Origin of the sequence: Blastopirellula retiformator (assembly GCF_007859755.1) — a bacterium.
Lineage (GTDB): Bacteria > Planctomycetota > Planctomycetia > Pirellulales > Pirellulaceae > Blastopirellula > Blastopirellula retiformator.
The window spans coordinates 606,695-632,676 of the sequence record NZ_SJPF01000003.1 but is presented as its reverse complement, the minus strand read 5'-3'; the positions used below and the strand labels follow the sequence as shown (position 1 = coordinate 632,676).

Below are 25,982 nucleotides of genomic sequence, written 5' to 3'. Positions count from 1 at the left end.
CGCTTACTCCGCCGCGGCGGAGGCCTTCGTTTCGATGCGGCCAAACAGGTGTCCGCTCACTTCGCCATGAGTCCAGGTTCCGGCATACTTGTCGCCGTCGATCACCACGTGCGAACTGAAGGTCCCCAGCCCCGGAATCGCCACATTGTCGAGCGTGATGACTGGCGTCTTCCCGGCCCACTTCACTTCCAGCGGCATCGGAATCACCGCGTCTTTGTCGCCGTACTTCACCCGGGCGTTAAACAACCAGAGATCTCCCTGGTCCAACTTGTGCACGCTCTTGATCTCGTAGCGTTCTTCCTTCGGCGGCATGTCGCGACCAACGATGGTGAACTTGCCGACCAAGACCGAACCAGTCAACGTCTTGCTGAACTTTTCGAACAACGCTTTCTGTTCGGCGGTCGGTTTCGCTTCTTCGGCGAGCGAGAGACTCGGCGCGATGGCCATCAGCGCCAACGCACAAACGGAAGGGAGCGATGTGGTGCGAGTCATGAAACGTTTCTCTTAAGTGATGGGGGTTAGGTTGGGTGCAACGAAGCGCTGGCCCAACAATGCGTTTGCCAGCGAAAGGTGGGTTGCGCGAGCGACTGAACGTTTCGAGCCAAACAACAACCTTGGGCTCGCTTCACCCACCCGACAGATGCTTTCGACAGCTTGCTATTATTTTTGCGGTTTCTGATGGCGGAGGCAACGCGCAAAAAAAGAGACCGCCCAGGGAAAGGCGGTCTCGATCGGATTCGCGTTTGTCGTAAGGCTTAGCAGTCCGTTGATTTTCTCAACAGGCTGCTGGATCGCAGGGATGCGCTCCCAAAATAGCGACCGTAAGTCGTTATTTTGGGAGCCGCGAAGAGCTATGCTCTGAGCCTGGCGAGGTTGGAAAATGCCACGAGGCCATTTTTCAACAGGCAGTTAGACCAAGCCGCGGCGAACGGCCCAGACCGCCGCTTGCGTACGATCGGTCACGTCGATCTTGCGCAAAATGTTTTGCACGTGTTCTTTGACCGTCTCGATGCTGATGTTCAGCGAACGACCGATCTCGCGGTTGCTCAGCCCCAGCGCCAAGTGACGCAGGACCTGCATTTCGCGATTGGTAAGCGGAATGTCGCTGTGCTTGGCTTCCTGACGTTTGGCCATCGCGCCGCGGACGCGATTCATCAGGCTGTCTTCGGCGATCGGCTGATCGGCGGCGGCGTTCTCGATCGCGGTGACGATCGTTTCGCGCGACGACCCCTTCAACACGTAATCATAAGCCCCCAAAGCGACGCCCCGCGCGACGTAGGTCGGGTTGTCGTAAGTCGACAACATGATGACCCGCGTGTTAGGGGATTCTTTCTTAATCTTTTCGAGGGCGCCCAGACCATCGGTGTTAGGCATCCGGATGTCCATCAAAACCACATCGGGGTGGTGGGCGATCGCTTTTTCGACCGCTTCTTCTCCATTGGACGCTTCGTCAACAATGCTGATAGCTGTCCCTTTGAGCAAACTTGCCAAGCCGCTACGAACCACTTCATGGTCGTCTGCAACAACGATGCTGATACTCATTAAATCACTTCTCCACAACATTTTCGTGCAATGCCACCTACCGCGTGCTGCCCGCGACCAGCAGGTAGTCTGCAAGATTGGGCGACGAATCCGCGAATGCCCAGTCAAACATTAGTTGGCGAACTTCAGGCTATCTTACCGCCCACAGCCCAAATAGCTAGTGCTTCTGGTGGGTCCAACTTCCGATTGCGGTGTTCCACCCCGTAACAAAGACGTAAATAGCCAAATTGCGTCCTTTTTTACGTCTAACCCGCAAGATGGGGATTCCCGCAGCGTTGCGTTTCCGCATCAGCGCGTTGACTTCTGGAAAGGCGTAACCTAGATAACCTTGTCGGCGCCATTTTTCGATTCGCCTGTGTTACGACAACTCCCCTGGTCGCCACTTCCCGCTAATAACCAAGTGTGAAAAGCATGAGTCAGCCCCATATCCTGCTGGTCGACGACGATCGCCATTTGCTCGAATCGATGGGCATGTGGCTTCGCGAAATTGGCTATGCAGTCACGACATCGCCTGGATACAACGATGCGATCGCCCAGTTGGCCGAACCGAAATTCGACCTGGTCCTGGCCGACGTTCGTTTGCAGGATGGGGACGGCTTCGATATTTTGCGACACGTCCAAAAAACCCAGCCGGAATTAACGGTTATTCTGATTACCGGATATGGCACGGCCGACGACGCCGTCGAAGCGATGCGTCTGGGCGCCTTCGACATGCTGACCAAGCCGCTGATCGATCGCGAATTGGAAATGGCGATCAACCGCGCCTTGTCGCAACGTCAGGTGCTGGCCGAAAACGAAAAGCTGAAAGAGCAGCTCGATCTGCGGTACGGCCTCGAGAACATCATTGGCCACGACCATCGCATGTTGAAGATCTTCGACATGGTCGAAAGCGTCGCCGATACTCGCGCCACGATCTTGATCACCGGCGAAAGCGGTACCGGTAAGTCGCTCTTGGCTCGCGCGATCCATCGCCGCAGCAACCGGCGCGAACGTCCGTTTGTCGAAGTTGCCTGCGGCGCGTTGCCCGAGACGTTGCTCGAAAGCGAACTGTTCGGCCATGTCGCCGGCTCGTTCACCGGAGCGACCTCCGACAAGATCGGTAAATTCAAGCAGGCCGACACCGGCTCGATTTTCCTCGACGAAATCGGCACCGCCCCGCAAAGCATGCAGGTCAAACTGCTTCGCGTTTTGCAAGAGTTGGAATTCGAACCAGTCGGCGGCACCAAGACGATCTCGGTCGATACCCGCGTCATCCTGGCGACCAACGAAAACCTGTCTAGCCTGGTCGAGCGGGGCGAATTCCGCCAAGACCTGTTCTACCGCGTGAACGTCATCAACCTGGAACTGCCGCCGCTGCGTCAACGCATCAGCGACATTCCCCGCCTGGCCGCCCACTTCCTGGAAGAAGTTCGCCAAGACACCGGCCGTCAGATCCGCGGCTTCACCGAAGAAGCGCTCTCGGCGTTGCAGCGATATCAATGGCCGGGCAACGTCCGCGAATTGCAAAACGTCATCGAACGTTCGGTGCTGTTGTCCAAGAGCGAAATGATCGGCCCCGGCGAACTGCCGGCCGCGATCGCCTCCGGCGCCCCGGTCTCGGTCCAGCGGACCAACGGCCGCACGCTGAAAGAAGCGCTCGAAGCCCCGGAACGTCAAATCATTCTCGAAACCCTCGAATCGAACGGCTGGAACCGGAACCTGACCGCCGACGAACTGGGCATCAACCGCACGACGCTGTACAAGAAGATGAAGCGTCTCGGGCTGGAAGACATGGCCGGCGCCCGCTAGTCGCGAAAGCCGCCGCTGATCCGTAAGGCCGCACTTGTTGCGGCCTTGCCTGTTTCTTGACGCCGATCAGGCGATATTGCGCGCGATTGGGCCTGCCCCGATTTTTTGCTGCGCAGCAAATGATATCCCGTAATATCATGCAGATCTGAGCGAATCACGCCTCTTCCCCCCATCGCCACTATGACGAAGTATTGCCTGCTTGCCGTTTTCGGATCGTTTGCGCTGGCCACCATCGCCCTTGCGGACGAACAAGCAACGCGTCCGTCCAACGTCGTCCTAATCGTCTCCGACGACCAGGGCTTCGCCGATCTCAGTTGCAACGGCGTCCGGACGCCGCACTTGGATGCCCTGGCCGCGGCCGGAACTCGGTTGACCAGCTTCTATGTCTCTTGGCCCGCCTGTACGCCGTCGCGGGGCTCGCTGATGACCGGGCGATATCCGCAGCGAAACGGCGCCTACGACATGACCCGCAACGAGGCGCCTGACTACGACCACCTTTACGATCCCGCAGCGCGTTGAGAATTTGATTCCCGCCTGAAAGAACATCGGCACGACCCATCTGACCAACGGTTGCTATCGATTGCATCCGGTCGAATGGGGCATCGGCGAAGCGGCTGGTTGCCTGGCCAGCTTTGCGCTGGATAGCAAACTCTCGCCTCGCGGAATTCGCGGTTCGGCCGATAAACTGGCCGACTTCCAGCGCAGCCTGGTCGCCGATGGCGTCGAGCCCTCTTGGGACAAGGCTTAAATCGCAGCGACCACTTCGCGCAGCGCTTGAAATCCGTAAACGGCGCAGGTCATCAGTGCGCCGATGACGAGGATCATCCCACAGCCAAGCGTGGCGATCGTCCGTGCCCAGCGATTATCAGCAGTTACGTCGCGGCTCATCGTCGTTTTCCCGTGCGTGTTGAGCGTTTTTCTGATCGCAGTAGCGTTTCTGGCGTTAGTGAGGCAAGCTGGTCAAGGCGACCGAAGCAGGCGAATCCTCAAGATTCGTCGATGCAGGTCAACGCCGACCAGCGCGGCCGCAACCAGCCACAACGATACAGATGGAGGAAAACCGCTCTAGTAAGAGATTGAGTGGAGGAACAGCAGCGTCCACATCAATACCCAGAGGAGCAAATTGACCGCCGCCAGACCGCTGGTCGCCATCACGCCCCACAGCAAGACGTTGTTCAGCGTGATATCCGCTTCCCAAGTGGTCTTCATGACATTTCCCCAATTCCCAGTAAGAACTAATTTCGCCTGCACCTACCTAGGCGAAATTGGGAGCGGGATCGGGTAAGAAAATTTTATGGGGCGAAAGAAATCGGCGTTAGAGCGACGTCGGATCGTCCGCCGGGGGCGTTTCTGGCTCGTCCGGTGTGCCGACATGAATGACGTCGGCCGTCGTTAGAACCCGTTCTTCTTTCTTGACTTCCGCCGCCGGGACGAACTCGACCAGCGTCTGGGAATGGGCGTCGCGATACTCCATTTCCCACTTCTCCGGCAGTCCCTCGATATGGGCCTCATGCGGCAGCGTCATATCCAATAGCAGCAGCCGCGAGCGGCGGGTCATCGCATGCCGAAAGATCTCCAATCGCTCGATCGGGATCTTGGCGTCGGTCGCCATCGCCAGGTAGGCGCACAGCTTGGGCAGGTCTTGGTCGCTGAAATCGGGGTTATCGATCGTGATGCAGAGGCCATTCTCGGCGTACCTATACGATCCCCCCAGCAGCTCAATATTACCGAGAATGCCGGCCCGATAGTTGGCGATCTGCAGCCGCCGGTCGTAGCTGGCCCCGGCAAAGAAGAGGGCGATGCAGGTCGAGAGAGTCACGATCTCTAGCATAGTGACGTGGAACCGCGATTCTTCTCGCCACCGAACGCGAACCTGGTGCGTAATGTCGATAATTCCCCCCAGCAGAATCGACATGCTCAGGGGGAATCGCCAATAGATATGCCCGGTCGCCAGCCACAAAATGGCCATGGCGATCACGAAGTTCATCAGCGCCGCCCCGCCGGGAAGACGCTTGGAATATAGGAAGTTGGCAAATCGCATTGGTTTTTGGGCCCAACGAAGGCAGGTGGCGCCAAGAGCCTAAAATGTGCAATCACCGAACCCCTCTACAGGAAGGCGGCCTCTAGCTCCTTTAGCACCTTATCTTCTTTATCGGAAATCCGGTCGCCAAAACGTCCCAAGATTCCGCCAGTTGCGTCGGCAACTTTGCGAGCGCGGCCGATTGTTTCGTCACGAAACGCTTTATCCTGCTCAGGCGACAGGCTATCGCGGATCGCGCGGACGTACGCTTGCCAAACCTTCATGCTTTGTTCTTGCGGCGGGTGGTCGAGCCAGTTCTCCAGCACGTCGTAACTGGCGTGCCCTTTTTCGACATGCAGGTCGAGCGCGGCCTGCAAAATCGCCGCTTTTTCTTCGACCTGTATAAACCCGTCGGCCCACGCAACCGCCATCAGCGGAAACAACGCCATCGCCGTCAGGTTCTCGGCCGTGACGCCGATGTCGACAAAGTGCTTCAGCAGCGCTTCATCGCGGATGCCGGTCGCCTTCTGCAGCTCAGCGATTTGTTCTTCCTCTTGGACCTGTTCCCAGAGTTTGGCCCAGAGCTCTTGGTTTTTGGGGACGAACATCGCATCCAACAAGAGACGGAAATCAGGCGTTTCATTGTGGTGCAGATGATTGGGTGCGTTTCGATCAGTCACGGTGCGCCCTCGCAGCTTTCTGGCAGGGAGAGGAGAGTTTCCTAGTACTACCCACATTTTATCCCTATTGCCTCGCGGGAACCACTACAAGGTTTTCGCCGCATGCAACAAATCGCGGGCTAGAACCGAGACTCGTTTCGTGGGATATTGGCGGCCCGCTCAATTCAGAGCGAGACGCGATCGCCGAAACTCTCTAAGAGCCGATGATGAAAAGACTTGCAGTCGTACTTGCCGCCGGCAAGGGAACCCGCATGAAGTCAGAGCTCCCCAAGGTGCTGGTCCCCGCCCTGGGACGCCCGATGATCGAGTACGTCCTGGACGCGCTCTCCGCCGTCGGCGTCGATCGGGTGCTGGTCGTCGTCGGCCATCAGGCCGACCTTGTTCGCGAAACGCTGTCGAATCGCGTAAACGTCCAATTTGTCGATCAGACCGAACAGCTTGGCACCGGACACGCGGTCATGGTTTGTCGCGAACAATTGGCCGATTTTGAGGGTTCGGTCGTCGTGCTGACCGGCGATTCGCCGCTGGTCCAGACCGCTTCGCTCGAAAAACTGCTGACCCGTTTCGAGCAAGAAGAAATGGCCTGCCTGCTGGGAACCTTGGAAAAAGAAAACCCGACCGGTTTGGGACGGATCGTCCGTGACGCCGAGGGGCGATTTACCGGCATTGTCGAAGAGAAGGATGCGAATGATCAGCAGCGGCAAATCCGCGAGGTGAACATGAGCACCTATGTCTTCGATTGTCAAAAAATGCTGCAGTCATTGGACGAATTGACCAACGAAAACCGCCAACGTGAGTACTACCTGACCGATTGCCCCGCCATTTTGCGGCAGATGGGGGAGCTGGTGGACGCTTCGCCGGTCTTGGCCGAATGTGAAGCGTTAAGCGTGAATTCGATGGAGGATTTGCGTTTGGTGGAAGAAGAGATGACCCGTCTCGGTTACACTAAGTAATTCGCCCTGGCCATTGTGTCGCTCGTACTGAACGCCCCTCCGGATTGGATCGTGCATTCCGCTTCGAAAATGAGAGAGATCAAAATCTTTAGCGGTCGCGCCAATCCGCGTCTGGCCGGCGATATCTGCAAGTTCCTGAACATCCCGCTGGGCCGCATCACGCTAGGGGAATTCCCCGATGGTGAGAACGCCTGCAAGATCGAAGAAGATGTTCGCGGCCGCGACGTCTTCCTGGTCCAACCGACCTGTCCTCCGGTCAACAACAACATCATGGAGTTGTTGATCATGATCGACAGTTGTCGCCGGGCCAGCGCCGAGCGGATCACCGCGGTGATCCCCTATTTCGGCTATGCCCGTCAGGACCGCAAAGACGAAGGTCGCGTGCCGATCACCGCCAAGCTGGTTTCGGACGTCATCACCGCCGCCGGCGCCGATCGCGTCTTGACGATGGATCTGCACGCCGCCCAGATTCAGGGCTTCTTCAATGTGCCAGTCGATCACTTGTACGCCGCCCCGGTGCTGAACCACTTCTTCCAGAATCTCAACATTCCGGAAGATGACCTGGTGATCGTCAGCCCCGACGCCGGCAGCATCAAGCGGGCCGTCAGCCATCACCGCCGTTTGGGCGGACGCCTGGCGATTTGCGACAAGCGTCGTCACAGCGCCAGCGACACTACGCAAGAGAACATCATCGGCGGTCCGGTCGAAGGTCGCACGGCAATCATCTTTGACGACATGATCAGCACCGCCGGCTCGATCTGCGGCGCCGCCAAGACCACCTTTGAAGCGGGCGCCAAAGATATCTACATCGCCGCCACCCATGGCGTGCTTTGTGGAGACGCGATCGCCCGGCTGCAAGCGGCCCCGATCAAAGAGATCATCCTGACCGATACCATCCCGCATCAGTCAGGCCACTTGCTCCCCAACACCAAAATCCTGACCGTCGCCCCGCTATTGGGCGAAGCGATCAAACGAATCCACAACGACGAATCGATCAGCGCGATCTTCCGCGAAGACTTTGGGGCGTTTCAGGGCTAAGCGAAACGCAACGACATTGATTCACTGAGAAACGTGTGCCGCTGCTGGCTTGCCCAGCAGTGCTTCATTTTCCAAGTTGTAGGGTGGATGGAGCAAGCGCTCAGAAAGTCATTTCGCAATAACGCATTCGCCGCTTGCGCAACCCACCTTCTGCCTGCGATCGCATTGTTGGGTTTCGCTCCGCTGCACCCAACCTACATTTTCAATGTGCCGCCTACGGCCATCTACTTTTTCTTCTTCGCTCGCTTCGCCAGTTTCAGCACGGCGTCCCATTCCGACTTCTTGACCGGTTGGACCGACAGGCGCGAGCCTTTCCGCATCAGTTCCATATCGGCCAGCGCTTTGACGCCGGTCAGTTGATCGCGGCCGAGCGCCTCTTCAAAGATCTCGGTCAATTGGATGTCGACCATAAACCACCGCGGCGACTCCGGCGTGCTCTTTTCGTCGTAGTGATGATCCTTCTTGTCCCACGACGTGTGATCGGGGTAGCCCTCTTTTACGATCTTGGCCGTGCCGACGACCGCCGGCGGCTTGGCGTTGCTGTGGTAAAAGAAAGCCTCGTCCCCAACTCTCATGTCGTCGCGCATGAAGTTGCGGGCCTGGTAATTGCGGACTCCGCTCCAAAACGTCGTCTGCTTTTTCTCATTCGCCAGATCGTCGATGGAATACGATTCCGGCTCGGTCTTCAGCAACCAATAACGCTTTGTCGAACTGGACTTAGCCGCTTTTTTCGCCACGACGCACCACTTTCCGTGATAGCAACAAGGAATACGGGTTGGGAGGTTGTCGCTTCATCATCTAAAATCAGCTAAATGCCGCAAGACAGGGAAGACGAAACAGGGCAGATTCGGTTTGGCACATCGCCGAATTTCCGCTAATTTGCACCCGATTCTGGCGAATAACTAGTCACGAAGAGCTATGAACGAAACGTCCACCAGCAAAACGATCGAACTCGACCGGTTTATGGCCGTGCCGATGTTCTGCGCTTCGCTGACGTTTCTCTATTTCGTTGCGGCGGCGGTGCAAGAGTTCAACTCGGAAACGGTCTATCAGTCGGACGAAGCGAGTCTCTACTTCGTCAAGCTGACGGTATTGATGTTTCCGATTTTCCTCGCCGAAGCGCTCGCCCATTGCTGGATCGGCAGCCCCCGCTGGAAAATGGCGCTGCTCCGTTCGCTGTTGCCCCCGCTGCGGTTGGCGGCTCGCGATCATGAGACCGGCACAACAATGTGGCTGCCGCTGCTCGGTTGGCGAGAAGTCGACGAAGATTTGCATGAAGAAGTCGAACGCGCCTTCAGCGGCCCGATGATCCTGGTCGCGCTGATGATCCTGCCGCTCCTCTCGATCAGCCTGGTTTGGCACTACCGGATCGACATCGGACAATATCCTTGGCTCCAGGTGATCGTCGAAACAGGCTACAGCATCACCTGGCTCGCCTTCACGGTCGAGTTCATCGTGATGTTCTCGCTGGTCGACAAGAAGTTCCACTACGTCCGCAAACATTGGGTCGACCTGCTGATCATCTGCTTGCCGCTGGTCGCCTTCCTGCGGGTGCTGCGAATTTCGCACCTCTTGCGACTGCAGCAAGTGACCAAAGCGTCGCGCATCTATCGGCTCCGCGGTCTGGCCCTTCGTTTCTGGCGAGGCATCATCGCGCTTGATATGCTCTCGCGACTGATGCAACTCGACGACGATCGTCGAATCGAAATGCTGGAGGAGTTGGTCGCCGAGAAGGAAGAAGAGCTCGAAAAAATTCGCGAACAGATCGCCGAGCTCGAGACGCGGGTCGAATCGAAATCGAAAGTAGCGGCGCCGCAGATCACCTCGGCGACGCCGGTTGAAGATACGGAAGCCGCCTAACGATGACGCGACGCCCGCTGGCCTGGCTAGAAGAAGAGTTGCAGACGCTCGATCAGTTGCACATGCGTCGCCACTTGCGCACCCACCACGGTCCGCAAACGGCCGAGCAAACGGTCGACGGCCAGCAGTTCATCAACTTTGGCGGCAACGATTACCTGGGGCTGGCCGCCGATCCACGTCTGGGCGAAGCGGCAATCGCCGCGATCCAGCAGGAAGGTTGGGGCTCTGGCGCCAGTCCGTTGGTTACCGGCCATGGCGTTTCGCACGCAGCGCTCGAAGCGGCCTTGGCCGAGTTGGAAGGGACCGAAGCGGCCCTCCTCTTCTCCTCCGGATTCGCCGCCAATGTCGGCACGATCACCGCGCTGGCCGGCAAGGGAGACGTCGTCTTCAGTGACGCCAAAAACCATGCCAGCATCATCGACGGCGTCCGCCTCTGCGGCGCTCGTCCCCAGATTTATCAGCATCTCGACGTCGATCATCTCGAGAAGCTAATCGCCCAGGCCAGCGCCTTCCGCCGCCGCTACATCGTCACCGACACGCTCTTCAGCATGGATGGCGACTTCGCCCCACTGGTCGACTTGTGCGAACTGGCTGACCGCTACGACGCGACGTTGATTGTCGACGAAGCGCACGCGACCGGCGTCTTTGGCGAGCAGGGCCACGGCGTCTGCGAACATCTGGGAGTCGAAGAGCAAGTCGACGTCCGGATCGGCACGCTCAGCAAGGCGCTCGGCGGACATGGCGGCTTTGTCGTCGGTGGCCAGCAGTTGATCGACTGGCTGCTCAATCGGGCCCGCAGCTACGTCTTTTCGACCGCCGCGCCAATGGCCGCTTCAGCGGCGATGCTGGCCGCCCTGCAGATCGTGCGGGATGAGCCAGAGCGTCGGCAGCTGTTACTAAAACGCGCCGACGCACTTCGCGAAACGTTACGCAAACAAGGCTGGCAAGTCGGCGGCGAGAGCCAGATCATTCCGATCCTGCTGGGCGAACCAGAACCAACCATGCAGGCCTCGCACCGCTTGCGCGATCAGGGGCTGTTCGTGCCGGGCATTCGACCTCCGAGCGTTCCCAGCGGCGAGTCGCTGCTGCGGATTAGCCTGAGCTATGCACACACGCCGGCGCATCTCGACAAGCTGACGACGGCGTTGGCCACTTTGCGTCAGCAACTGCTGTAAGCTCGCGTTCGATTTTCCACTTGATTGGCAACCTGCGCGATCCATCTCTATGGCAACCTACTTCGTAACCGGCGGCAGCGGCTTTGTCGGCAGACATCTTTGCCGTCGTTTGGCCGCCGATGGGCACTCGCTGCGGTGTGCCGTCCGCAAGCGTTCGCAAACCGCCCACCTGCAGGAAATCGGCGCCGAGTTGGTCAAAGTCGATCTTGCCGAGGGTGGCGAACTTACGTCGGCGATGGAAGGTTGCGATGCGATCTTCCATTCGGCCGGACTGATCAGCGGCATGTCGCGGCAGCAACTGTTTGACGTCAATCGCGATGGTACGCGGTTGGTGGGCGAAGCGGTCGCGGCGCTCGCCGATCCTCCGCCGCTAATCTATGTCTCCAGCATCGCCGCCGCCGGTCCGGCCAAGAAAGATAGTCGGCGCCGCCCTGACGAGTTCCCCAAGCCGGTCTCCGGTTATGGCGAAAGCAAACGAGCCGGCGAACGACAGCTGGAAACGCTGGCCGATCGCGTGCCGATCACGATCGTGCGGCCCGGCATCATCTTTGGGGCTGAGAACCGCGACCTGTTTCCGATGTTCCGTTCGATCAATCGGTTTGGCATCCATGCGATGCCGCGGGCCGATCTAAAGCTATCGGTCATCTACATCGACGATCTAATCGAACAGCTGGTTCAGGCGCTCGCCCAAGGCAAACGAATCACCCATCGCCCCGACCCGCAAGATAAATTTGATGGCGTCGGTTACTACTTCAGCTCCGATCCGGTGCAGCCAACTTACCTGGAATTGGGTCAAATGGTCGCCGATGCGGTTGGCGTCAAGCGACTGCGGCCGATCACCACGCCCCGCCCGCTGTTGTGGACCGTGGCGACGTTGTCCGAGTGGTTCGGCCGCGCGATCCGTAAGCCGAATATCTTGAGCCTGGACAAGATTCGGGAAGCGGTCGCCGGCGACTGGACGTGCGACATTACTAGCGCCCAAGAGGAACTCGGCTTTCAGACCAAACAACCGCTCGCCGAGAGCTTCCGCGAAACCGGCCAATGGTATCGAGAGAATGGTTGGCTTTAGACGTTACCGCCGGCGGCGCAGCTCAATCAAGATATGCCGCTGGTTCGCCAAGCTAGAGAAGCCGACTCCCAAAATCATCCAGCCGAAAAAGAGCATCATCAGCGGCGGATGCACCGGGATGAACATCATCGATCCGGCGGTCAGCATCCCCAGGCCAAACGTTGTGATCGCCAGCAAGATGCAGGTTGTTCGCCAACCGTCGGCCATGCTGTGCAGCGACTCGAGCGGCGGCAGCTCACGCAGTTCGACAATCGTCGTTCCCTCGTCCGCTTCCAGGATTCGCCGCGCCGCCGCTTCGTCAAAGGCGTCAATCTCGCCACGTTCCACCTTTCCGGTCGAGTCTTTCAAATAGGCGGCGAACTTCATACAGCGAACCCAGACGCGTTACAAAACGAGCGAACAACAGACCAAGCACATTCTACTAGTATAACAGTAGAACGCCTGTCGGCTATGTCAAAGCGGCTCGCGTTCGCTGAACCAAACTGTTGTCGCGAGCCCCCGAGCCAGGCAGGTTGAACATGCTCAGCCCCAGGTAAACATCTCGCCACTCGGGAGAAACGTGATAAAAGTCCTCGAGCACCGCCGAGCTAAACTTGTAGTCGTGGGCGTCGTTTCCTTTCAAGAAGACCAGCACCCGGGCGGCGTCCAACAGCTGCGTCGCGCCGCCGGTCCCCGCTTCGGCCAGATACCCGCGAGTTTTTCTGGCGGCGGTCATCGGGTCGCGGCTGAGATCGGCAAAAATCTGCTCGGTCGCCGCCGAATCGCGGTCCAGCTTCTCCGGCGTCAGATCGTCGATCGTAACGCTCTTCACTTTGCCGCGGCCTTTCATCGCGCCGCGGAACATCGGCAGAAAGGCGACGTTCTGCAACAGCATCAGTCGCCGCGTCTGGTCATCGCCTGAGGTTTGAAAAGCGTAGTGCAGGGCATTGGTCGTCGTCATCGCATGCAGTGCGACAATGCCTGGCTGCTGCATCAGCATCTCGCCGGCGGTTAGATGTAATGCATCCCAGATTGACTGCGGCGAAGCGCCCCGGTTCAAAAGCTCGACCGTCAGATCGCAGGCGTCGTCGTTGGTCGCGGATCGCATCGCGGTGATCAGTTCAAGCGTCGCATCGCTCTTCAGCGCGCCGTCCTGCCAATCATTGCGGATCTTCCCGGCGACTTCGCTGTTGCGGCGATAAGGTCGATCCGCTTCGTCATCGCGCTCGGCTGGATTGCTTCCTTCATGCATCAGCAGGGCGTAGGCGAGCGATCGCAACACTGGCTCGGCATGATCCCGCCCGACAAACTGCAGCGTCCGCTGGCTGTTGGCGACGAAGATCGCCTTGTGCCCGATCGAGCGAAAGTCGCGAGCCCCAAATCGATAGAACTGTTCGTAGATCTCGTTCATGCCGGCGGTGCGAGCCAGCGACGCCACCGCAGTATCAGCGGCCGCTTCATCCCAGTTCTCCATCGCTTCGGCAAAGGTCCGGCCGGCGACGGTTGGCTTGGGCATCTTTCCTTCGGCAACCGCAGGCATCATCCAATCGCCCCGCTCTTGCACATCGCGGGCAGCGGCCGACTTGTAGTAGTCAAGCGCCCAGAAGATCGGCAGCCAGCGATGCTCTGGCGGCGAAGCGATGCTCGCCAGGTGAGCCGAGTTGACGACCAGCACCGCGTGAAACTTGTGCCCGACCGACGGACGAGGCTCGACGTTCTTCACCCCGACCAGCAGCAGCGCGGCGAGCAGCTCTTGATAGCTGAGCCCTTTGTTGATCCGGGCGCCAATCTCTTCCAGCAGTCGATCGCGGGGCGTCTCTTCGATCAGCTTGACCAGCGGCGCGATCTCGGGCTGCAACTGCACATGGGCAAGATCGACGTTCGCCTCTTGGGCCGAGACGGGACGCAGCCCTTGCAGGAACGCAAGATTGCCGAGACCGACCGCTGCGCCAGTCTGCAAAAATCCACGTCGCGATTGTTTGCCGAACATGAGCTCCGCCTTCCTAAATCGAGATTGCCTGGAATCCACGCATGATTCGCTCTCTTCCTTTATCTCCCGTTTGCCGCCGCAAGGCAAATGGAAACGCGCACGGCGACCCGCAATCGCGGGCAAGAAATAACGCGACGCCGATCCTTCACAGAACCGACGTCGCGGGTTTGTAGGTTGGGTGCAGCGGAGCGCTGGCCCAACAATGCGGTCGCAAGCGAAAGATGGGTTACATAAGCGAACGACGCGTTGCCAATGAATGCAACTTGCCCGCGATTACTACACCCACCCTACATTTTTTCGCCAACTAGCCGACCGTGATCGAGGCTCGTTTGACGGCGATCAGTTCCAACAGCGCCTTTTGCGGGTTGGCGAACTTGGCGATCCCTTCTTCCATCAGCGTCTTCTCGAGGTGCTGATAGTCGACGTGCTTGTCGAGATCGGCCAAGACGGCGTCGCTCGGCATGTCGGCAACCTGGCTCGTGATCTGGACGCCGCTTTCCTGCACTTTGTCATTGGTGCCAGGCGGGTTGGTTTCGATATCGCTGCCGGCGAACGCGGCGACGTACTTCCACGGCGGATCTTCCGGCTTTTTGGTGCCGGTCGACGCGAAGATCATCTCTTGCTGGTGCTTGACCGGCTTGTCGCTCCAGAACTTCTGGTTCATCTGCCAAATCCGCTTGGCGTTGACGATGCCCAGCTGGCCCTGCGCTTCGTCGGTCAGTTGCGGCAGATGCTGTTCGGTGTAAACGTCGACCCGCGAAACGAAGATCGAGTAGACGCTCTTGAAGCTATCGAGATTCTCCCGACGCTGGGCGCCACGCCAAACGGCGTCGCGAGCCGCTTCGTACTGACGCTCGGTGAAGATCAACGTCACGTTCAGCGTGATCCCGGCGGCGCACAGTTCTTCCAACGCGTCGAGCCCGGCCGGGGTCGCCGGCACTTTGATCATGCGGTTCTTGTGACCTTCGGCCCAATGCTTGCCTAGCTCGATGTACTTGGCGACGCGCTCGTCGTGCGGCATGTCAACTTCCGGATCTTCCAACAGCGGATCGACCTCGAAGCTGACGTAGCCGTCGTTGCCCCCGGCCTTTTCCCAGACCGGCAGAAAGACGCTTTGGGCGTCGGCGACCAGCTGATTGGTCAACGTCCAGGCCACGTCGTTGTCCGAAAGTCCTTCGGAAATCAGCGCCGCGATTTTGTCGTCGAAACGGCCCGTCTTGATGAGGTCCGAAACGATGACCGGGTTCGACGTAGCGCCGGTAGCGCCGAGGGCAAAGTTACTGCGAACCAGGTCGGGATCGATCGAGTCGAGCCAAAGTTTCGTGCCGGAAGCAATCAGCGATTCGAGCGGTGAGGCCACAATGGTCTCCTTAGTTGTGGGAAACGAAAGCACATTTCTCAATTCTAGCGGATTCCTGGGGAGAGGCCAGCGACCGTTAGCGGGGCGGAAGTGCCCAAAAATTAGCCACATGGGGCCATGAAGTTTCCGTTAACGCAAATCCTGGGGAAAGACCACGCCGAACTTGATTTGCCCTGCCGTATCCGATATTTTGACTTATCAAACAATCACAAAACATTTGCACAAACGCGAGGCTTTCATGCTCCCCAATTTTCGCCAGCGCACCGAGCGGCAAAGTGGCTTTACCCTGGTCGAATTGCTGGTCGTGATCGCGATCATCGGTATCTTGATCGCCCTGCTGTTGCCTGCCGTGCAGCAAGCCCGCGAGGCGGCTCGCCGGATGCAGTGCACCAACAACCTGAAGCAGATCGGCATCGGCCTGCACAACTATCACGACGCCCTTGGCTCATTCCCATCGGGCTATGTCTCGCACAGCAATTACAGCTCGATCAGCAGCCTGCCATCCGGGGACTATGACGCGGTGACCTGGGACGCCACCCCAGGTTGGAGCTGGGCGAAGTTGATGCTGCCGTTTGTCGAACAGGCAAATGTCGCTGACGCCCTGCCCAACCGCAGCAAAGCGTGGGACCCATCCCTGCAGGCCGCGGCGCAGACCAAGCTCGAGATGTTCCTCTGTCCGTCGTCCGCCGGACCGACCGACGCGCTGCAGGTAGTCGACGACGCTGGCGACCCGCTCGACAAAGGAAGCGGCGCGATCTACCTCGGCCGGGCGCACTATGTCGCCAGTCATGGGCAGGAAGAATGCTGGGGCGACGCCAGCGGACCGAGCGGCGGCTTGAACGGCGACGCCGGCAAGATCGCCGATGGCCCCTTTTTCCGCAACTCACGCACCCGGTTTCGTGACGTGACCGACGGCCTATCCAACAGCGTCTTCTGCGGTGAGCATACGTCGCGTCTGAGCGACAAGACGTGGGTCGGCGTTGTGCCTGGCGCTTTCGTTCACCCAAAGATCGCCTCGCCCGAAAATGGCGCCGAGTCGGCCGCGACGCTGGTGCTGGTTCATAGCGGTCCGGCGGCCGGCGAACAGGACGCGTTCGGCAACCCGATCATTCACCCGCCCAACTATCCAACGCTACACGTCGGCCAAATGCAGTCCGATCATCTCGGCGGCGCGAATGTGTTGCTCGGCGACGGCTCGGTCCGGTTTATCTCGGAAGTGGTCAACCGCCAACTATTCGCCGCGATGACGAGCATCGCCGAAGGGGAGGTGATCAGCGATGAATAGACGCGATTACCTTGCCGGGGCGTTGGCTCTGCTGACGATCATCGGCTGCGGCGGCTATCCCGAAGTGAGTCCCGCCGCCTACGAAATGGCGAAAACCCTTTCGACCGTCTGCAACCTGCAAAACGACCAGCAACTGCAGCGATTTCGCACCCTGATCGACGACAAATTGTCCGCTGGCGAAATCACCGCCAGCGAGCATGCGATGCTCTCGCGAATCGCCGACATGGCCGAGTCAGGCGACTGGCAAAACGCCGAACTGGAAACGCGGCAGATGATGCTCGATCAGGCAGGCAGATAGTTGCCGGCTTTGTCGGGACCGCGTGGATGAACATAGACGTCGGCCGCGATGGGGCTGCTCATTTGGCCGTACGGCTTGAAACGGAGTTGCCCCAGTTTTTCATTGAGCTCCGCGAACGCCTGTCGCGGAGCTTTGCCATCCATTCCACTGCGTAGCGAATCGCAGTGGCGGGCGTAGGCCTCGTTATCGCCGGTATTATTGACGCACGCGTAAACTGGTTCCCAGGTTTGGAAGACTTGCCACAGCAGCTGTTTGTGATGGACGAAGACCAGCCGATAACGGATCCGGTTCCACTCATCGTCCGAGATGAAGTACTCCACGCGAAAACTTGCTCGAAGATTCGCACTGAGAAACTCGCTGTATTTAAACCGCCACGCCGTATTTACCGCCGAGAGCAATTCGTCGCTATACGTCCCCCCTTCAAACGCGACGACGCGAGCCAATTCGTCGGCCGTTAGCCCCCCCCGCTCAATCCGCCAATCGATGCCTTCTGCATAGAACCGCTGAAACAGCTCTACATATCGAGGGGCGTCTAGCGACTGGAATGGCCGATCGGTGGGGCGATTCTGGTAGAAAACCTCGAGCGATTCGTAAAGCTCGTCCTTTGACAATAAGCGCACGTTGAATTTCGGCGACAAATCCAATTGGAACGGGGACGAGACGACAACCGCATACGTTTGCTCCGCTTCGCCGACCGAGGTGAACTCCACAAATAGTTCCTTTGCAGAGGTCTGTTGAAGTTCGGCCAAGACGCAGTGCTGCGGCTGCCAGAACGCTTCGACGCGAAAGTCCGGCGAGACGGTTCGCATTTCTTCGCTACTAAAGTCCCCCAGCGGATGGAAACGGTTCAGCTGCAGGTACTCCTGAACCCGTTCGACAAAGTCGGCATCGAGCCAGCGAATCCCCGGGTTCGGCTGCAACTTGATCCGCATCGGCGGAACCTGGATCGTTCGCCAGTCAATTTCTGACCGGGCCGGTTCCCACGATCCCGTTACATCAATCAACCATGAGAAAGCGGCGATGACGAGCAGGAATAACAAGATGGCGGCAAGTACAACATGCCATGACTCCATCGCTTCGCTTCTCCCTACCTACCTATCTACACTTCCCCATCCAGCTTGATCTCTTCATTCAATAGCAGCTGATTGCCGAACGGATCGATCACCTTCATACAGAGCGAATTGTAAAACGTCTTCTCGACGCTCGGCCGGTTGTAGGGGTAATCTTTCGCCATGATCTCGGCGTGCAGCGCCTCAATGCCGGTCATCCAAACAAAGACGTTGGTCCCCGGCGTGCCGTCGCCGTGATGTTCGCTGAGGTGCAAGATTAGCCCGGCGCGAGAAACCTGCAGATAGATCGGCGAGGTCTCGTCGAGACGATGTTCCCAGTCGATCTGGAAGCCGAGGAAATCGAGGTAAAACTCTCTCGCCTTGGCGAGGTCAAAGATTCGCAAGACGGGTATGGTTTGTTGAAACGCAATTGTCATCCAGTCGACTCCCCCCGGTGGGAAATTTGAAAATGCGTCCCTAGCGTCCGGCATCTGGCGGTCAAAGTCAAACGAATAATTGCCTGGGCGCCGTTGCCACGTCCGCGTTCCCTGCTTCTTCTATTCGCAATTTCCCACCCCTTCAGCTACACTTCCTAGATACGAGCTGGGTCGAAAGTCGGCGGAGTTTTCACCAGCGGCAAAGGGGTTCGGTCCCGCGTCAGGCAAGGCGCCAAGACTGGCTCTCTTTCCTGGTGCGCACTTCCGTTTTTTCCCTTGGCTGGCGGCTTGTAAATCTGTGGAATCTGACGACCCTTTCCACCATCACGACGACCCCGAGCGTCCTAGTCCGCTGTCGGCGCCCATTCGCAAGATGGTCACCGGCGCCGTGCTGTTCCTGATGATCTGCGTCGTCGCGGTCGTTGGCTACGTCTCGGCCGGCTGGGATCTGGCCGACTCGATCTACATGGTGATCATCACCATCTTCGGCGTCGGCTACGGCGAAGTGCAACCGGTTCAATCGATCCCGCTGCGGGCGCTCACCATCATGGTGATCATCGCCGGCTATGGCGCCGTCATTTACACGGTTGGCGGGTTCATGCAAATGGTGGTCGACGGCGAATTGCAAAAGGCGCTAAAGGCACGACGAATGACGAAAGAAATTGAAAAGCTGACTGGTCACACCATCCTGTGCGGCGTCGGGCGAATGGGCTCGATCCTGGCTCGTGAACTGCACGCCGAAGGGAAACTGTTCGTTGTGATCGACTCCGACGAAGCCCGGCTGGCCGCGGCCGAAGCGCTCGGCTACTTGATTGTCAAAGGAGATGCGACCGAAGAGTGGGTGCTCGAGCAAGCCGGCATCCACCGCGCAGCGCTGCTGACGACCGTCCTGTCGGCCGACGCGACCAACGTCTTTGTGACGGTCACGGCCCGCGAGATGAACCCCGAGCTGACGATCATCGCCCGGGGCGAAAACCCCCGAACCGAAAAGAAGCTGATCGGCTGCGGCGCCAACAAGGTTGTCTTACCGACGGCGATCGGCGCCAAGAAGCTGGCCCAAATGATCATCCGCCCGTCGGCCGAAAACCTGCTCGAGCAGCTAACCCACCGCAGCGATCTGAACGAAGAGCTCGGCCGGATCGGGCTGCACTTTGACGAGTTGGAAGTGGCCCCTGGCTCTTCGCTGGTCAACAAACCGCTGGGCGAGATCGAACTGCGCAGTAACCACGGCTTCTTGATCGTCGGCATCCGCCATCCTGACGGCTCGACGATCCTCAACCCGCCGCCCGAGTCCCGCCTGATCGCCGGCGACATCGTCATCGTGCTGGGCCACGACGACGACATCCCGCAACTAGCCGAACGCTTCAGCAGCTCCAAAGGCAAAATCATGTACCGCGGCGCGATCATCGACGCCGACTGAGAAGAAAAGCGGAGAGCGGTAGGAAGCAAACACGAACCCGAGGGCGCGAGCCGAGGGAATGCGGCCGCAAGTCGAGAGGGAATAGAACACCGAAAGAAGCCGTAGGGCAGGCCTTGCCTGCCGAACTTCGCGCCCCACATCGCATTCTTCTCGAATTACCAACCAGCCTCCTCTACAATCAGCCATGCCGTCTTAAGTCTCTTCCTGGCTGACATTGCGTCATGACCAAACTGCGAAAATGGATCTTGTTCGCACTCGCTCCTCTCTGGCGGTGCAAGTGGCTCCTCTTGGTTTGTCTACTCATCACCGTGGGCTACGGCGCGGGCACCTTTCTCACTGTCGCCAACGCCAGTGTCACGGTTTATACGCCCGCCTCGTTGGGAACATTCATTTCTTACACCGAGATCCACTATGGCTGGCCGCTCGAATACGAGGTGCGCCAGGTCGACAGTTCGCTTCCGCTGCACCGCTGGAAGCTGTGGGCCAACGTGCAGTCGTTCTCCGGATTAAAACTTGCGGCGAACGCACTTGTGGCGCTGCTCACCAGCCTCTTGATCACCTATGCGACGGCGTGGCGGCGGGCTCGCTGGGGCTGGCAATTTCAATTGAAAGAATTGGTCGCGCTCGTCGCTCTGATCGCGGCGGTCTTGGCCTATGCCGCGCACCTCCGGTCGGTCGATTTGGCCGACCAGCGCTACCTGGCCGATTTGCAAAAAAGGGGCTGGGTCGCCAAGCGGATCCACATCCCTTGGCAACGACGCCCGTTTCGCGACCTCGGCCTGATCAGCGAGAATGCGGCCCATCAATACTGGTTGACTTGGGAAAATCGGAGCCAAGGGGCGTTCATTGATCAGGCGCTCCAGTTCGAGCCGAAGTCGGCCGACGTCAATCAACTGCTGGCAGAACAGGCGCGGGATCCACGGCGGCTTTCCTCACGATTCATCGCCGCAACGGTCAACGATCCGCAGCTCCATGGAAGCGGCGTCGAGGCGTTTTTAAACTGGACGCCGAGCGTCTCGTATCTGACGCTCCGCGGGGATCAAATCCCAGGATCCTCGCTGGCGCAAATCGGACAGCACTGTCCCCACGTGAAATCGCTGGGGATCGATATGCCGCTGGTCCAAGGTCCTGATTTGCGTGGGCTCGAGTCGCTCCACCACCTCGAATCGCTGTTAATCTTCAACTGCGATCCGGACGCAGGCCCCGAGATCGTGCGCCTGGCCGAGCGACTTCCCCAGCTCGAGCTGATCTACCTCTCGGGAGCCGTCTACGCGGAGCTTACACCAGCCGAAATTGCCACGCTCCGCAGCCGCCGAGGGCTCCTCTTGACGCAATAAAATGGCCAACCTGCGCGGCATTCGGCGTCTCATTTTTGTTCCTTGACAAAGCGCACGGATTTCCGCTCGACTACAAGGTCGTCGCGCATGCTCCGCGGACTTCGTTTGGGGCGTTCGATTCGGACGTGAAGCATTGAGTCTGGTTGTCACGACACGACATGATCGTGGTAAGCATCCGCCGTCGACGCGAAAAAAATTGGTCGTGGTCCAGTCCACCAAGCGGCGAAAAAATGAGTGCGGTCCGGTCCAGTCTGCGCGTGGAAGGGACGCGCGATCTGAACGAAGAAGCGAGCGAAAAAAACGAACGGTCGAGTCCACTGCGGTTCGAAAAAAGCGAATCGTCCGGTCCAGTTTTCCGAGATCCCAGCGAAAAGCGTGAGCCAGGTTTGACTTAGGTCATTCCTGTGGGGCTTTGAACTTTCGGCGCTGGTTCCCATAGAGCTGCGTCGCTTGGCGGCGGAAGAACAAATTTCGCGGGCGGAGTCCACTTTTGGTGTTGGTCCGAATAGTAGACAGGTCAAGCAATCGAGCGAAACGGGACGCAAAAAAAACGAACGCTGCAGTCCAGTCCGTACCCGTTTTGGGGCGAGCTTGAATGGCCGCATCAAGACACGGCTCACAGAGCCGTGGCACGCGGGCGTGAATTGAGAAATTTTGCGACTTTGCTCGGCGCAGAAAAAAACCTGCGTGCGGGCGCAGGTGGGGTCGAGGGATTGCTTTGGTGGTAGAGCCACTTAGGCGGCGGCTCGGTCGCTGCGGGACGTGCCGCCGTGCTGTGGCATGCGAATCGTCGCCGGCGAGTCATCGGCCTTGATGTCGGCCGGCTCCAGTTGGACCGGACGCTGACCGCGGGCGCCGCTGAGGTGTCCCAGCAGCACGCCGATCGCCGCCTTGGGGTTGGACAGCGATTTGAGCGACTGGGCGATCACTTGGTTCCAATAGCCGTCCGTCTCGAACTGCTGCGGGTGGCGAACTCGAATCCGTTCGGCGGCAGCGGCCGACGCGTAATCGTGCTGCTGCACCAACGACTGCTCTTTGACAATCAGTTGCGAGGCTGCGGTCGGCCGGCTGATCAGACCTTGGGCCTTCAGCGAAAAGGCGAGGTCGAGATCGGCGGCTTCGTCACCGAGCTGCGCGGCGGCGGGCAACAGCGGCTCGAGCCAACTGCGGCGATAGAACCCAGCCAGGCGGCTTGGTCCGACCAGCGATTTGCCTTCGGCCAGCGGCAGGAAGCGGCGATAGCCGAGCGAGTCGGCCGCGACGCCAATCGACGCGATCTGGTCGCCCGTCCGAAGGGCCGGCGAAACCGACGCCACGGCTGGATCGGCGAACAGGGCACGCACACCTTCGGCCCAGCCGGCCGTGGCGACGACGCCGGACGAGAGGAGGTGGACGATTTCGCCGCTGGTGGCGGCCAGGCCGACCTGCCAGCATTGAACTTCGCTGACTACACTTCGAGCTTCGACAAACTTCACTTCGCCTGCCAGTTCGTACGGGTCGGTGTAGAACCCGCTATGAACGACAACAACCTCGGCGGAAGCGGGGCGGTTTTCGAGCACCGACAGCATCGTCTCTTCAAGCAGCGCCGCGTCATGCAGCGCCGGGATGATGATCGAGAGTCGCACAGATATTCATTCCTTCCGGCTTCGACGCAACGCGTCGCATATCAGGGGTGGCCGTGAACACTGCCGGCATGCTCACGTGATGAATCTTCGGAACCGAAGGGCACGCGAGTTTACCTGTTTTCACCCAAAAACGCTCGACGCCGGGGGAAAGAGTGTAAGCGTCGCTAGCGGCGCCATCACTTCTTCTCGGCCCAGACCCCGAGCAGGGAGATTAAAAGTTCCACTGCCTTCTCCATTTCATCAAGACAGGCCCATTCCAAAGGGGAGTGGGGATTGTGCTGCCCCGTCGAAAGGTTAGGAGTCGGCAAACCTTGTTCGGTCAGGATCGAACCATCGGTGCCGCCCCGAATGACTTCCAGCTTGGGGGTGCGTGATAGCCGCTGGTGGGCCTCGATGGCGTAGTTGAGCGCCCGTGGCTCTTTTTCCAGCCCTTCCCGCATGTTGCGGTACTGGGGCGACGTGACGACCGTCAGCTTGCAGCCCGGCAGGTCGGCCTCGACGCTGCGGGCGGTCGCTTGCAGCAGGTCTTCGTGACCTTCCAGCTCTTTGGTTTCAAACGATCGGAGAATCAGTTGGATTTCGACCTCGGCGACCCCGCCGCTGACATGCACCGGGTGGATGAACCCATGACGGCCCTCGGTCGTCTCAGGCGACATCATGTCGCGCGGCAGACGATCGAGGTACATGCCGGCTGCCCGCAATGCGTTGACCATCCGCCCTTTGGCGATCGAGGGATGAATGTTGACGCCATGGATCGAGACGACCGCCAGGTCGGCCGAGAAGGTTTCGGCGTTGATCTCGTCGGCGCCGCCCCCATCCAGCGTGTAGCAAACGTCGGCCGCCAGCCGCTTCAGATCGACATGGTCAACGCCGTGGCCGATTTCCTCGTCGCAGGTCAGCAAGATCTTGACCGGCCCGTGGGGGATCTGTGGATCGGCCATCAGCCGCTCCGCCATTTCCAGGATCACGGCGATGCCCGCCTTGTCGTCAGCGCCCAGCAGCGTTGTGCCGTCGGTGGTGATCAGCGTGCAGCCATGCAAATCGGCCAGTTCCGGATTCTCGCTTTCGCGGATCACCTTGGTGGCGTCGCCCGGCAAAACGATATCGCCTCCCTCGTAATTCTGGATGACCTGCGGTTGGACGTTCGCGCCGGTCGTCTCAGGCGAAGTGTCCAAGTGCGCGCAGAACGCCACCGCTGGAGCGTCCGGTACATTGCCGGGCAGCTCGGCGTAGATGATGCCGAACTCGTCCTGCTCGGCGTTGGAAATGCCAAAGGCCCGCATTTCGTCCGCCAACATTTTGCCGAGCTTCAATTGCCCTTTGGAGCTGGGGTATTCCTTGCCCGGAGAACCCGCGGTCGTGTCGACCTGGACATAGCGGAGAAAACGATCAAGCAGGCGTTTGCGAGTCATGGAGACCAATCTCGAGGAGAAGCGAATGTGTGCGGGAAGAAGTTCTATTTCACCCGGCGGCGCAGCAAATGACAACCATCCCCGAGCGGAACGGCAATGCGCCGTATCGCAAGATAGGGGCAAGATGGCCCCGTATAATCGAAAGAGGCCCGATTTCACCAGAAAACGGCGCCAATCCGAACAGTGAGCCCCCAGGGTTATTGATGTATGCTTTACTAGCGGCGACGATCAACTGCGGCATTACAAAGTCTCTTGCGAAAGGGGGGGCGACATGGCGCGGAACGTAGAAATCAAGGCCCACGTGACCGACATGCAACGGCTGCGTCGACTGGCGGCGCAGATCGCGACCGAAGGACCTTGGACGCTCAGTCAAGTCGACGTCTTCTTTCATGCCCACCACGGGCGATTGAAGCTGCGGACGATCAACGGCGAAGAGTCGGAGTTGATCTACTACCATCGCGACGACTTGGAAGGGCCGAAGACTTCGACCTACGAACGCTCGGTCACCGAAGACCCGGCAGGAATCCGGCGGATCTTGTCGGCGGTCCTGGGAGAGTTGGGCGAGGTTCGCAAACGGCGGACGCTTTATTTGGTAGGCCAGACGCGGGTCCACTTGGACGAAGTCGAACAGCTGGGCAACTACATGGAACTGGAAGTCGTCCTCCGCGACGACCAATCCGAAGCGGAAGGAGCGATCATCGCCGAAGACTTGATGGACCGCCTGGCCATCCGCCGCACCGATTTGTGCGACGGGGCTTATTTGGATTTGTTCGAATCATCGCAGGTTCGCCGAGCAGCGGACGAGTGAGTTGCGCCAACTGGCCGTTGTCGTCGACGTGCTTCAAGTCTTCAACTATCCTGGCAATTAGCCAATCATACGTCTTTTCCGCCGAGCATCGCATGTCATCTCGCCTATTCGTTTTGTTGTCGCTGTCGTTCGCCTCATGCGTTTCGCTGCAGGCCGAAGAGATTCCGCCGGCGCTGACCGAATACAAAGGCCGAACGATTGCGCAGACGATGCACTATCTTGGCGCTCCGTGGCTGATCCGGGAATCGCGCGAACGAGAAGAAGACTGCACGACGATGCTGAAAAACCTGGGCCTGAAGCCAGGGATGACTGCGTGCGACATGGGCTGCGGCAACGGCTTTTACACGCTGAAGATGGCCAAAGCGGTCGGCGAGAACGGCAAGGTGCTGGCGGTCGATATCCAGCCCGAGATGCTGCGGCTGCTGCAAGCCCGGGCCGAGGAAGCCGAGCTGACCAACATCGAGCGGATCCAGGGAGACGTCCACGATCCCAAACTGCCGGAAGGTCAGGTCGATCTGATCCTCTGCATCGACGTCTACCACGAGTTCTCACACCCCGAGCAAATGTTGGCCGCGATGCGCCAGTCGCTCAAACCGACGGGCCTCGTGGTGTTGGTCGAGTTTCGAGCCGAAGACGACAACGTGCCGATCAAGCCGCTGCACAAGATGAGCAAAGAGCAGGTCAACAAAGAATTGACGGCAAATGGATTTCGCCTGGCGAAGCAGTTCGACGGCCTCCCTTGGCAACATATGATGTTCTACGCCCGGGACGACGCCCCAAGAGAGGCCCCCAAAAAGACGGAAGCCCCTTCGCAATAAAGATTTACGTTGCGACTACCAACCTTGCCGGGTCTGGCC

28 protein-coding genes are annotated in these 25,982 nt (G+C 59.1%); 14 read left to right on the top strand and 14 right to left on the bottom strand.

What is annotated here, in order from left to right:
- Window positions 1-3: 3 nt before the first annotated feature.
- Together Enr8_RS14290 and Enr8_RS14285 are read right to left on the bottom strand one after the other, a co-directional pair.
- Window positions 4-492 (bottom strand): hypothetical protein, encoded by a 489-nt coding sequence (locus Enr8_RS14290; protein WP_246120084.1) that lies wholly within the window; start codon window positions 490-492, stop codon window positions 4-6.
- Between the two features lie 417 nt (window positions 493-909).
- Window positions 910-1,542 (bottom strand): response regulator, encoded by a 633-nt coding sequence (locus tag Enr8_RS14285; RefSeq protein WP_146432641.1) that lies wholly within the window; start codon window positions 1,540-1,542, stop codon window positions 910-912.
- Between the two features lie 411 nt (window positions 1,543-1,953).
- Between Enr8_RS14285 and Enr8_RS14280 the strand changes: the two genes are divergently transcribed.
- The 3 genes from Enr8_RS14280 to Enr8_RS26200 all read left to right on the top strand — a co-directional run bounded on the left by Enr8_RS14280 (window position 1,954) and on the right by Enr8_RS26200 (window position 4,078).
- Complete coding sequence (locus tag Enr8_RS14280) at window positions 1,954-3,330, top strand: sigma-54-dependent transcriptional regulator (protein ID WP_146432639.1); 1,377 nt, start codon at window positions 1,954-1,956, stop codon at window positions 3,328-3,330.
- Between the two features lie 180 nt (window positions 3,331-3,510).
- Window positions 3,511-3,849 carry a sulfatase-like hydrolase/transferase gene (locus tag Enr8_RS14275; RefSeq protein ID WP_146432637.1) on the top strand — a complete coding sequence of 113 codons (339 nt, stop codon included), beginning with the start codon at window positions 3,511-3,513 and terminating at the stop codon, window positions 3,847-3,849.
- A gap of 25 nt (window positions 3,850-3,874) precedes the next feature.
- Complete coding sequence (locus Enr8_RS26200; RefSeq protein ID WP_261342467.1) at window positions 3,875-4,078, top strand: FAD-dependent oxidoreductase; 204 nt, start codon at window positions 3,875-3,877, stop codon at window positions 4,076-4,078.
- Here the strand turns inward: Enr8_RS26200 and Enr8_RS25485 are convergent.
- The 4 genes from Enr8_RS25485 to Enr8_RS14260 form a co-directional block, all read right to left on the bottom strand.
- Complete coding sequence (locus Enr8_RS25485) at window positions 4,075-4,218, bottom strand: hypothetical protein (RefSeq protein ID WP_186767660.1); 144 nt, start codon at window positions 4,216-4,218, stop codon at window positions 4,075-4,077. The genes Enr8_RS26200 and Enr8_RS25485 overlap by 4 nt on opposite strands.
- 177 nt (window positions 4,219-4,395) lie before the next feature.
- Window positions 4,396-4,539, bottom strand: a complete 144-nt coding sequence (locus Enr8_RS25480; protein ID WP_186767659.1) for a hypothetical protein — start codon at window positions 4,537-4,539, stop codon at window positions 4,396-4,398.
- A gap of 106 nt (window positions 4,540-4,645) precedes the next feature.
- Window positions 4,646-5,371 carry a hypothetical protein gene (locus Enr8_RS14265; RefSeq protein ID WP_146432635.1) on the bottom strand — a complete coding sequence of 242 codons (726 nt, stop codon included), beginning with the start codon at window positions 5,369-5,371 and terminating at the stop codon, window positions 4,646-4,648.
- Window positions 5,372-5,436: 65 nt separating this feature from the next.
- The gene (locus tag Enr8_RS14260; RefSeq protein WP_146432632.1) at window positions 5,437-6,030 is read right to left on the bottom strand and encodes a hypothetical protein; all 594 of its coding nucleotides are present in this window, start codon (window positions 6,028-6,030) and stop codon (window positions 5,437-5,439) included.
- A gap of 206 nt (window positions 6,031-6,236) precedes the next feature.
- On the opposite strand from Enr8_RS14260, the gene Enr8_RS14255 reads away from it, so the two are divergent.
- Both Enr8_RS14255 and Enr8_RS14250 read left to right on the top strand, forming a co-directional pair.
- Window positions 6,237-6,983, top strand: a complete 747-nt coding sequence (locus tag Enr8_RS14255; protein WP_146432630.1) for a sugar phosphate nucleotidyltransferase — start codon at window positions 6,237-6,239, stop codon at window positions 6,981-6,983.
- 69 nt (window positions 6,984-7,052) lie between these two features.
- Window positions 7,053-8,021: a ribose-phosphate diphosphokinase gene (locus Enr8_RS14250; protein WP_146432628.1), complete on the top strand. Its 969-nt coding sequence runs from the start codon at window positions 7,053-7,055 to the stop codon at window positions 8,019-8,021.
- A 224-nt stretch (window positions 8,022-8,245) separates the two neighbouring features.
- Here Enr8_RS14250 and Enr8_RS14245 read toward each other — a convergent pair whose 3' ends face one another.
- The gene (locus tag Enr8_RS14245) at window positions 8,246-8,758 is read right to left on the bottom strand and encodes an EVE domain-containing protein (protein WP_146432626.1); all 513 of its coding nucleotides are present in this window, start codon (window positions 8,756-8,758) and stop codon (window positions 8,246-8,248) included.
- Window positions 8,759-8,939: 181 nt separating this feature from the next.
- Between Enr8_RS14245 and Enr8_RS14240 the strand changes: the two genes are divergently transcribed.
- The 3 genes from Enr8_RS14240 to Enr8_RS14230 are packed head-to-tail and all read left to right on the top strand — an operon-like array spanning window position 8,940 to window position 12,125.
- Window positions 8,940-9,881 carry a hypothetical protein gene (locus tag Enr8_RS14240; RefSeq protein ID WP_146432623.1) on the top strand — a complete coding sequence of 314 codons (942 nt, stop codon included), beginning with the start codon at window positions 8,940-8,942 and terminating at the stop codon, window positions 9,879-9,881.
- A 2-nt stretch (window positions 9,882-9,883) separates the two neighbouring features.
- Window positions 9,884-11,056, top strand: a complete 1,173-nt coding sequence (bioF, locus tag Enr8_RS14235; RefSeq protein ID WP_146432621.1) for an 8-amino-7-oxononanoate synthase — start codon at window positions 9,884-9,886, stop codon at window positions 11,054-11,056.
- A 49-nt stretch (window positions 11,057-11,105) separates the two neighbouring features.
- Window positions 11,106-12,125 (top strand): NAD-dependent epimerase/dehydratase family protein, encoded by a 1,020-nt coding sequence (locus tag Enr8_RS14230; RefSeq protein ID WP_146432619.1) that lies wholly within the window; start codon window positions 11,106-11,108, stop codon window positions 12,123-12,125.
- A gap of 3 nt (window positions 12,126-12,128) precedes the next feature.
- Here the strand turns inward: Enr8_RS14230 and Enr8_RS14225 are convergent, their stop codons facing one another.
- From Enr8_RS14225 to Enr8_RS14215, 3 genes are all read right to left on the bottom strand, one after another.
- Window positions 12,129-12,491, bottom strand: coding sequence for a hypothetical protein (locus tag Enr8_RS14225; RefSeq protein WP_146432617.1), 363 nt, complete (start codon window positions 12,489-12,491; stop codon window positions 12,129-12,131).
- Between the two features lie 82 nt (window positions 12,492-12,573).
- A complete protein-coding gene (locus Enr8_RS14220; RefSeq protein WP_146432615.1) occupies window positions 12,574-14,094 on the bottom strand; it encodes a hypothetical protein in 1,521 nt (506 codons plus the stop codon).
- Between the two features lie 304 nt (window positions 14,095-14,398).
- Window positions 14,399-15,454: a transaldolase family protein gene (locus Enr8_RS14215; RefSeq protein WP_146432613.1), complete on the bottom strand. Its 1,056-nt coding sequence runs from the start codon at window positions 15,452-15,454 to the stop codon at window positions 14,399-14,401.
- A gap of 238 nt (window positions 15,455-15,692) precedes the next feature.
- Between Enr8_RS14215 and Enr8_RS14210 the strand changes: the two genes are divergently transcribed.
- Window positions 15,693-16,739 (top strand): DUF1559 domain-containing protein, encoded by a 1,047-nt coding sequence (locus Enr8_RS14210; protein WP_146432611.1) that lies wholly within the window; start codon window positions 15,693-15,695, stop codon window positions 16,737-16,739.
- Window positions 16,732-17,037 carry a hypothetical protein gene (locus tag Enr8_RS14205; protein ID WP_146432609.1) on the top strand — a complete coding sequence of 102 codons (306 nt, stop codon included), beginning with the start codon at window positions 16,732-16,734 and terminating at the stop codon, window positions 17,035-17,037. Before Enr8_RS14210 ends, Enr8_RS14205 begins: the two co-directional genes overlap by 8 nt.
- Here the strand turns inward: Enr8_RS14205 and Enr8_RS14200 are convergent.
- Both Enr8_RS14200 and Enr8_RS14195 read right to left on the bottom strand, forming a co-directional pair.
- Complete coding sequence (locus Enr8_RS14200; RefSeq protein WP_146432606.1) at window positions 17,022-18,110, bottom strand: hypothetical protein; 1,089 nt, start codon at window positions 18,108-18,110, stop codon at window positions 17,022-17,024. The genes Enr8_RS14205 and Enr8_RS14200 overlap by 16 nt on opposite strands.
- Window positions 18,111-18,136: 26 nt before the next feature.
- The gene (locus tag Enr8_RS14195) at window positions 18,137-18,523 is read right to left on the bottom strand and encodes a glyoxalase superfamily protein (RefSeq protein ID WP_146432604.1); all 387 of its coding nucleotides are present in this window, start codon (window positions 18,521-18,523) and stop codon (window positions 18,137-18,139) included.
- Between the two features lie 298 nt (window positions 18,524-18,821).
- Here Enr8_RS14195 and Enr8_RS14190 point away from each other — a divergent pair, with 298 nt between their 5' ends.
- Both Enr8_RS14190 and Enr8_RS14185 read left to right on the top strand, forming a co-directional pair.
- The gene (locus Enr8_RS14190) at window positions 18,822-19,943 is read left to right on the top strand and encodes a potassium channel family protein (protein ID WP_186767658.1); all 1,122 of its coding nucleotides are present in this window, start codon (window positions 18,822-18,824) and stop codon (window positions 19,941-19,943) included.
- 221 nt (window positions 19,944-20,164) lie between these two features.
- Window positions 20,165-21,280 (top strand): hypothetical protein, encoded by a 1,116-nt coding sequence (locus Enr8_RS14185; protein WP_146432602.1) that lies wholly within the window; start codon window positions 20,165-20,167, stop codon window positions 21,278-21,280.
- Window positions 21,281-22,014: 734 nt separating this feature from the next.
- Here the strand turns inward: Enr8_RS14185 and Enr8_RS14180 are convergent.
- On the bottom strand, window positions 22,015-22,905 hold the full coding sequence (locus Enr8_RS14180; protein WP_146432599.1) for a glycosyltransferase family A protein: 891 nt from the start codon (window positions 22,903-22,905) through the stop codon (window positions 22,015-22,017).
- Between the two features lie 176 nt (window positions 22,906-23,081).
- Window positions 23,082-24,317, bottom strand: a complete 1,236-nt coding sequence (gene pepT, locus Enr8_RS14175; RefSeq protein ID WP_146432597.1) for a peptidase T — start codon at window positions 24,315-24,317, stop codon at window positions 23,082-23,084.
- A gap of 271 nt (window positions 24,318-24,588) precedes the next feature.
- Here pepT and Enr8_RS14170 point away from each other — a divergent pair, with 271 nt between their 5' ends.
- Both Enr8_RS14170 and Enr8_RS14165 read left to right on the top strand, forming a co-directional pair.
- Complete coding sequence (locus tag Enr8_RS14170) at window positions 24,589-25,125, top strand: class IV adenylate cyclase (protein ID WP_146432595.1); 537 nt, start codon at window positions 24,589-24,591, stop codon at window positions 25,123-25,125.
- A 92-nt stretch (window positions 25,126-25,217) separates the two neighbouring features.
- Window positions 25,218-25,943: a class I SAM-dependent methyltransferase gene (locus Enr8_RS14165; protein ID WP_146432593.1), complete on the top strand. Its 726-nt coding sequence runs from the start codon at window positions 25,218-25,220 to the stop codon at window positions 25,941-25,943.
- The last annotated feature ends 39 nt before the right edge of the window (window positions 25,944-25,982 follow it).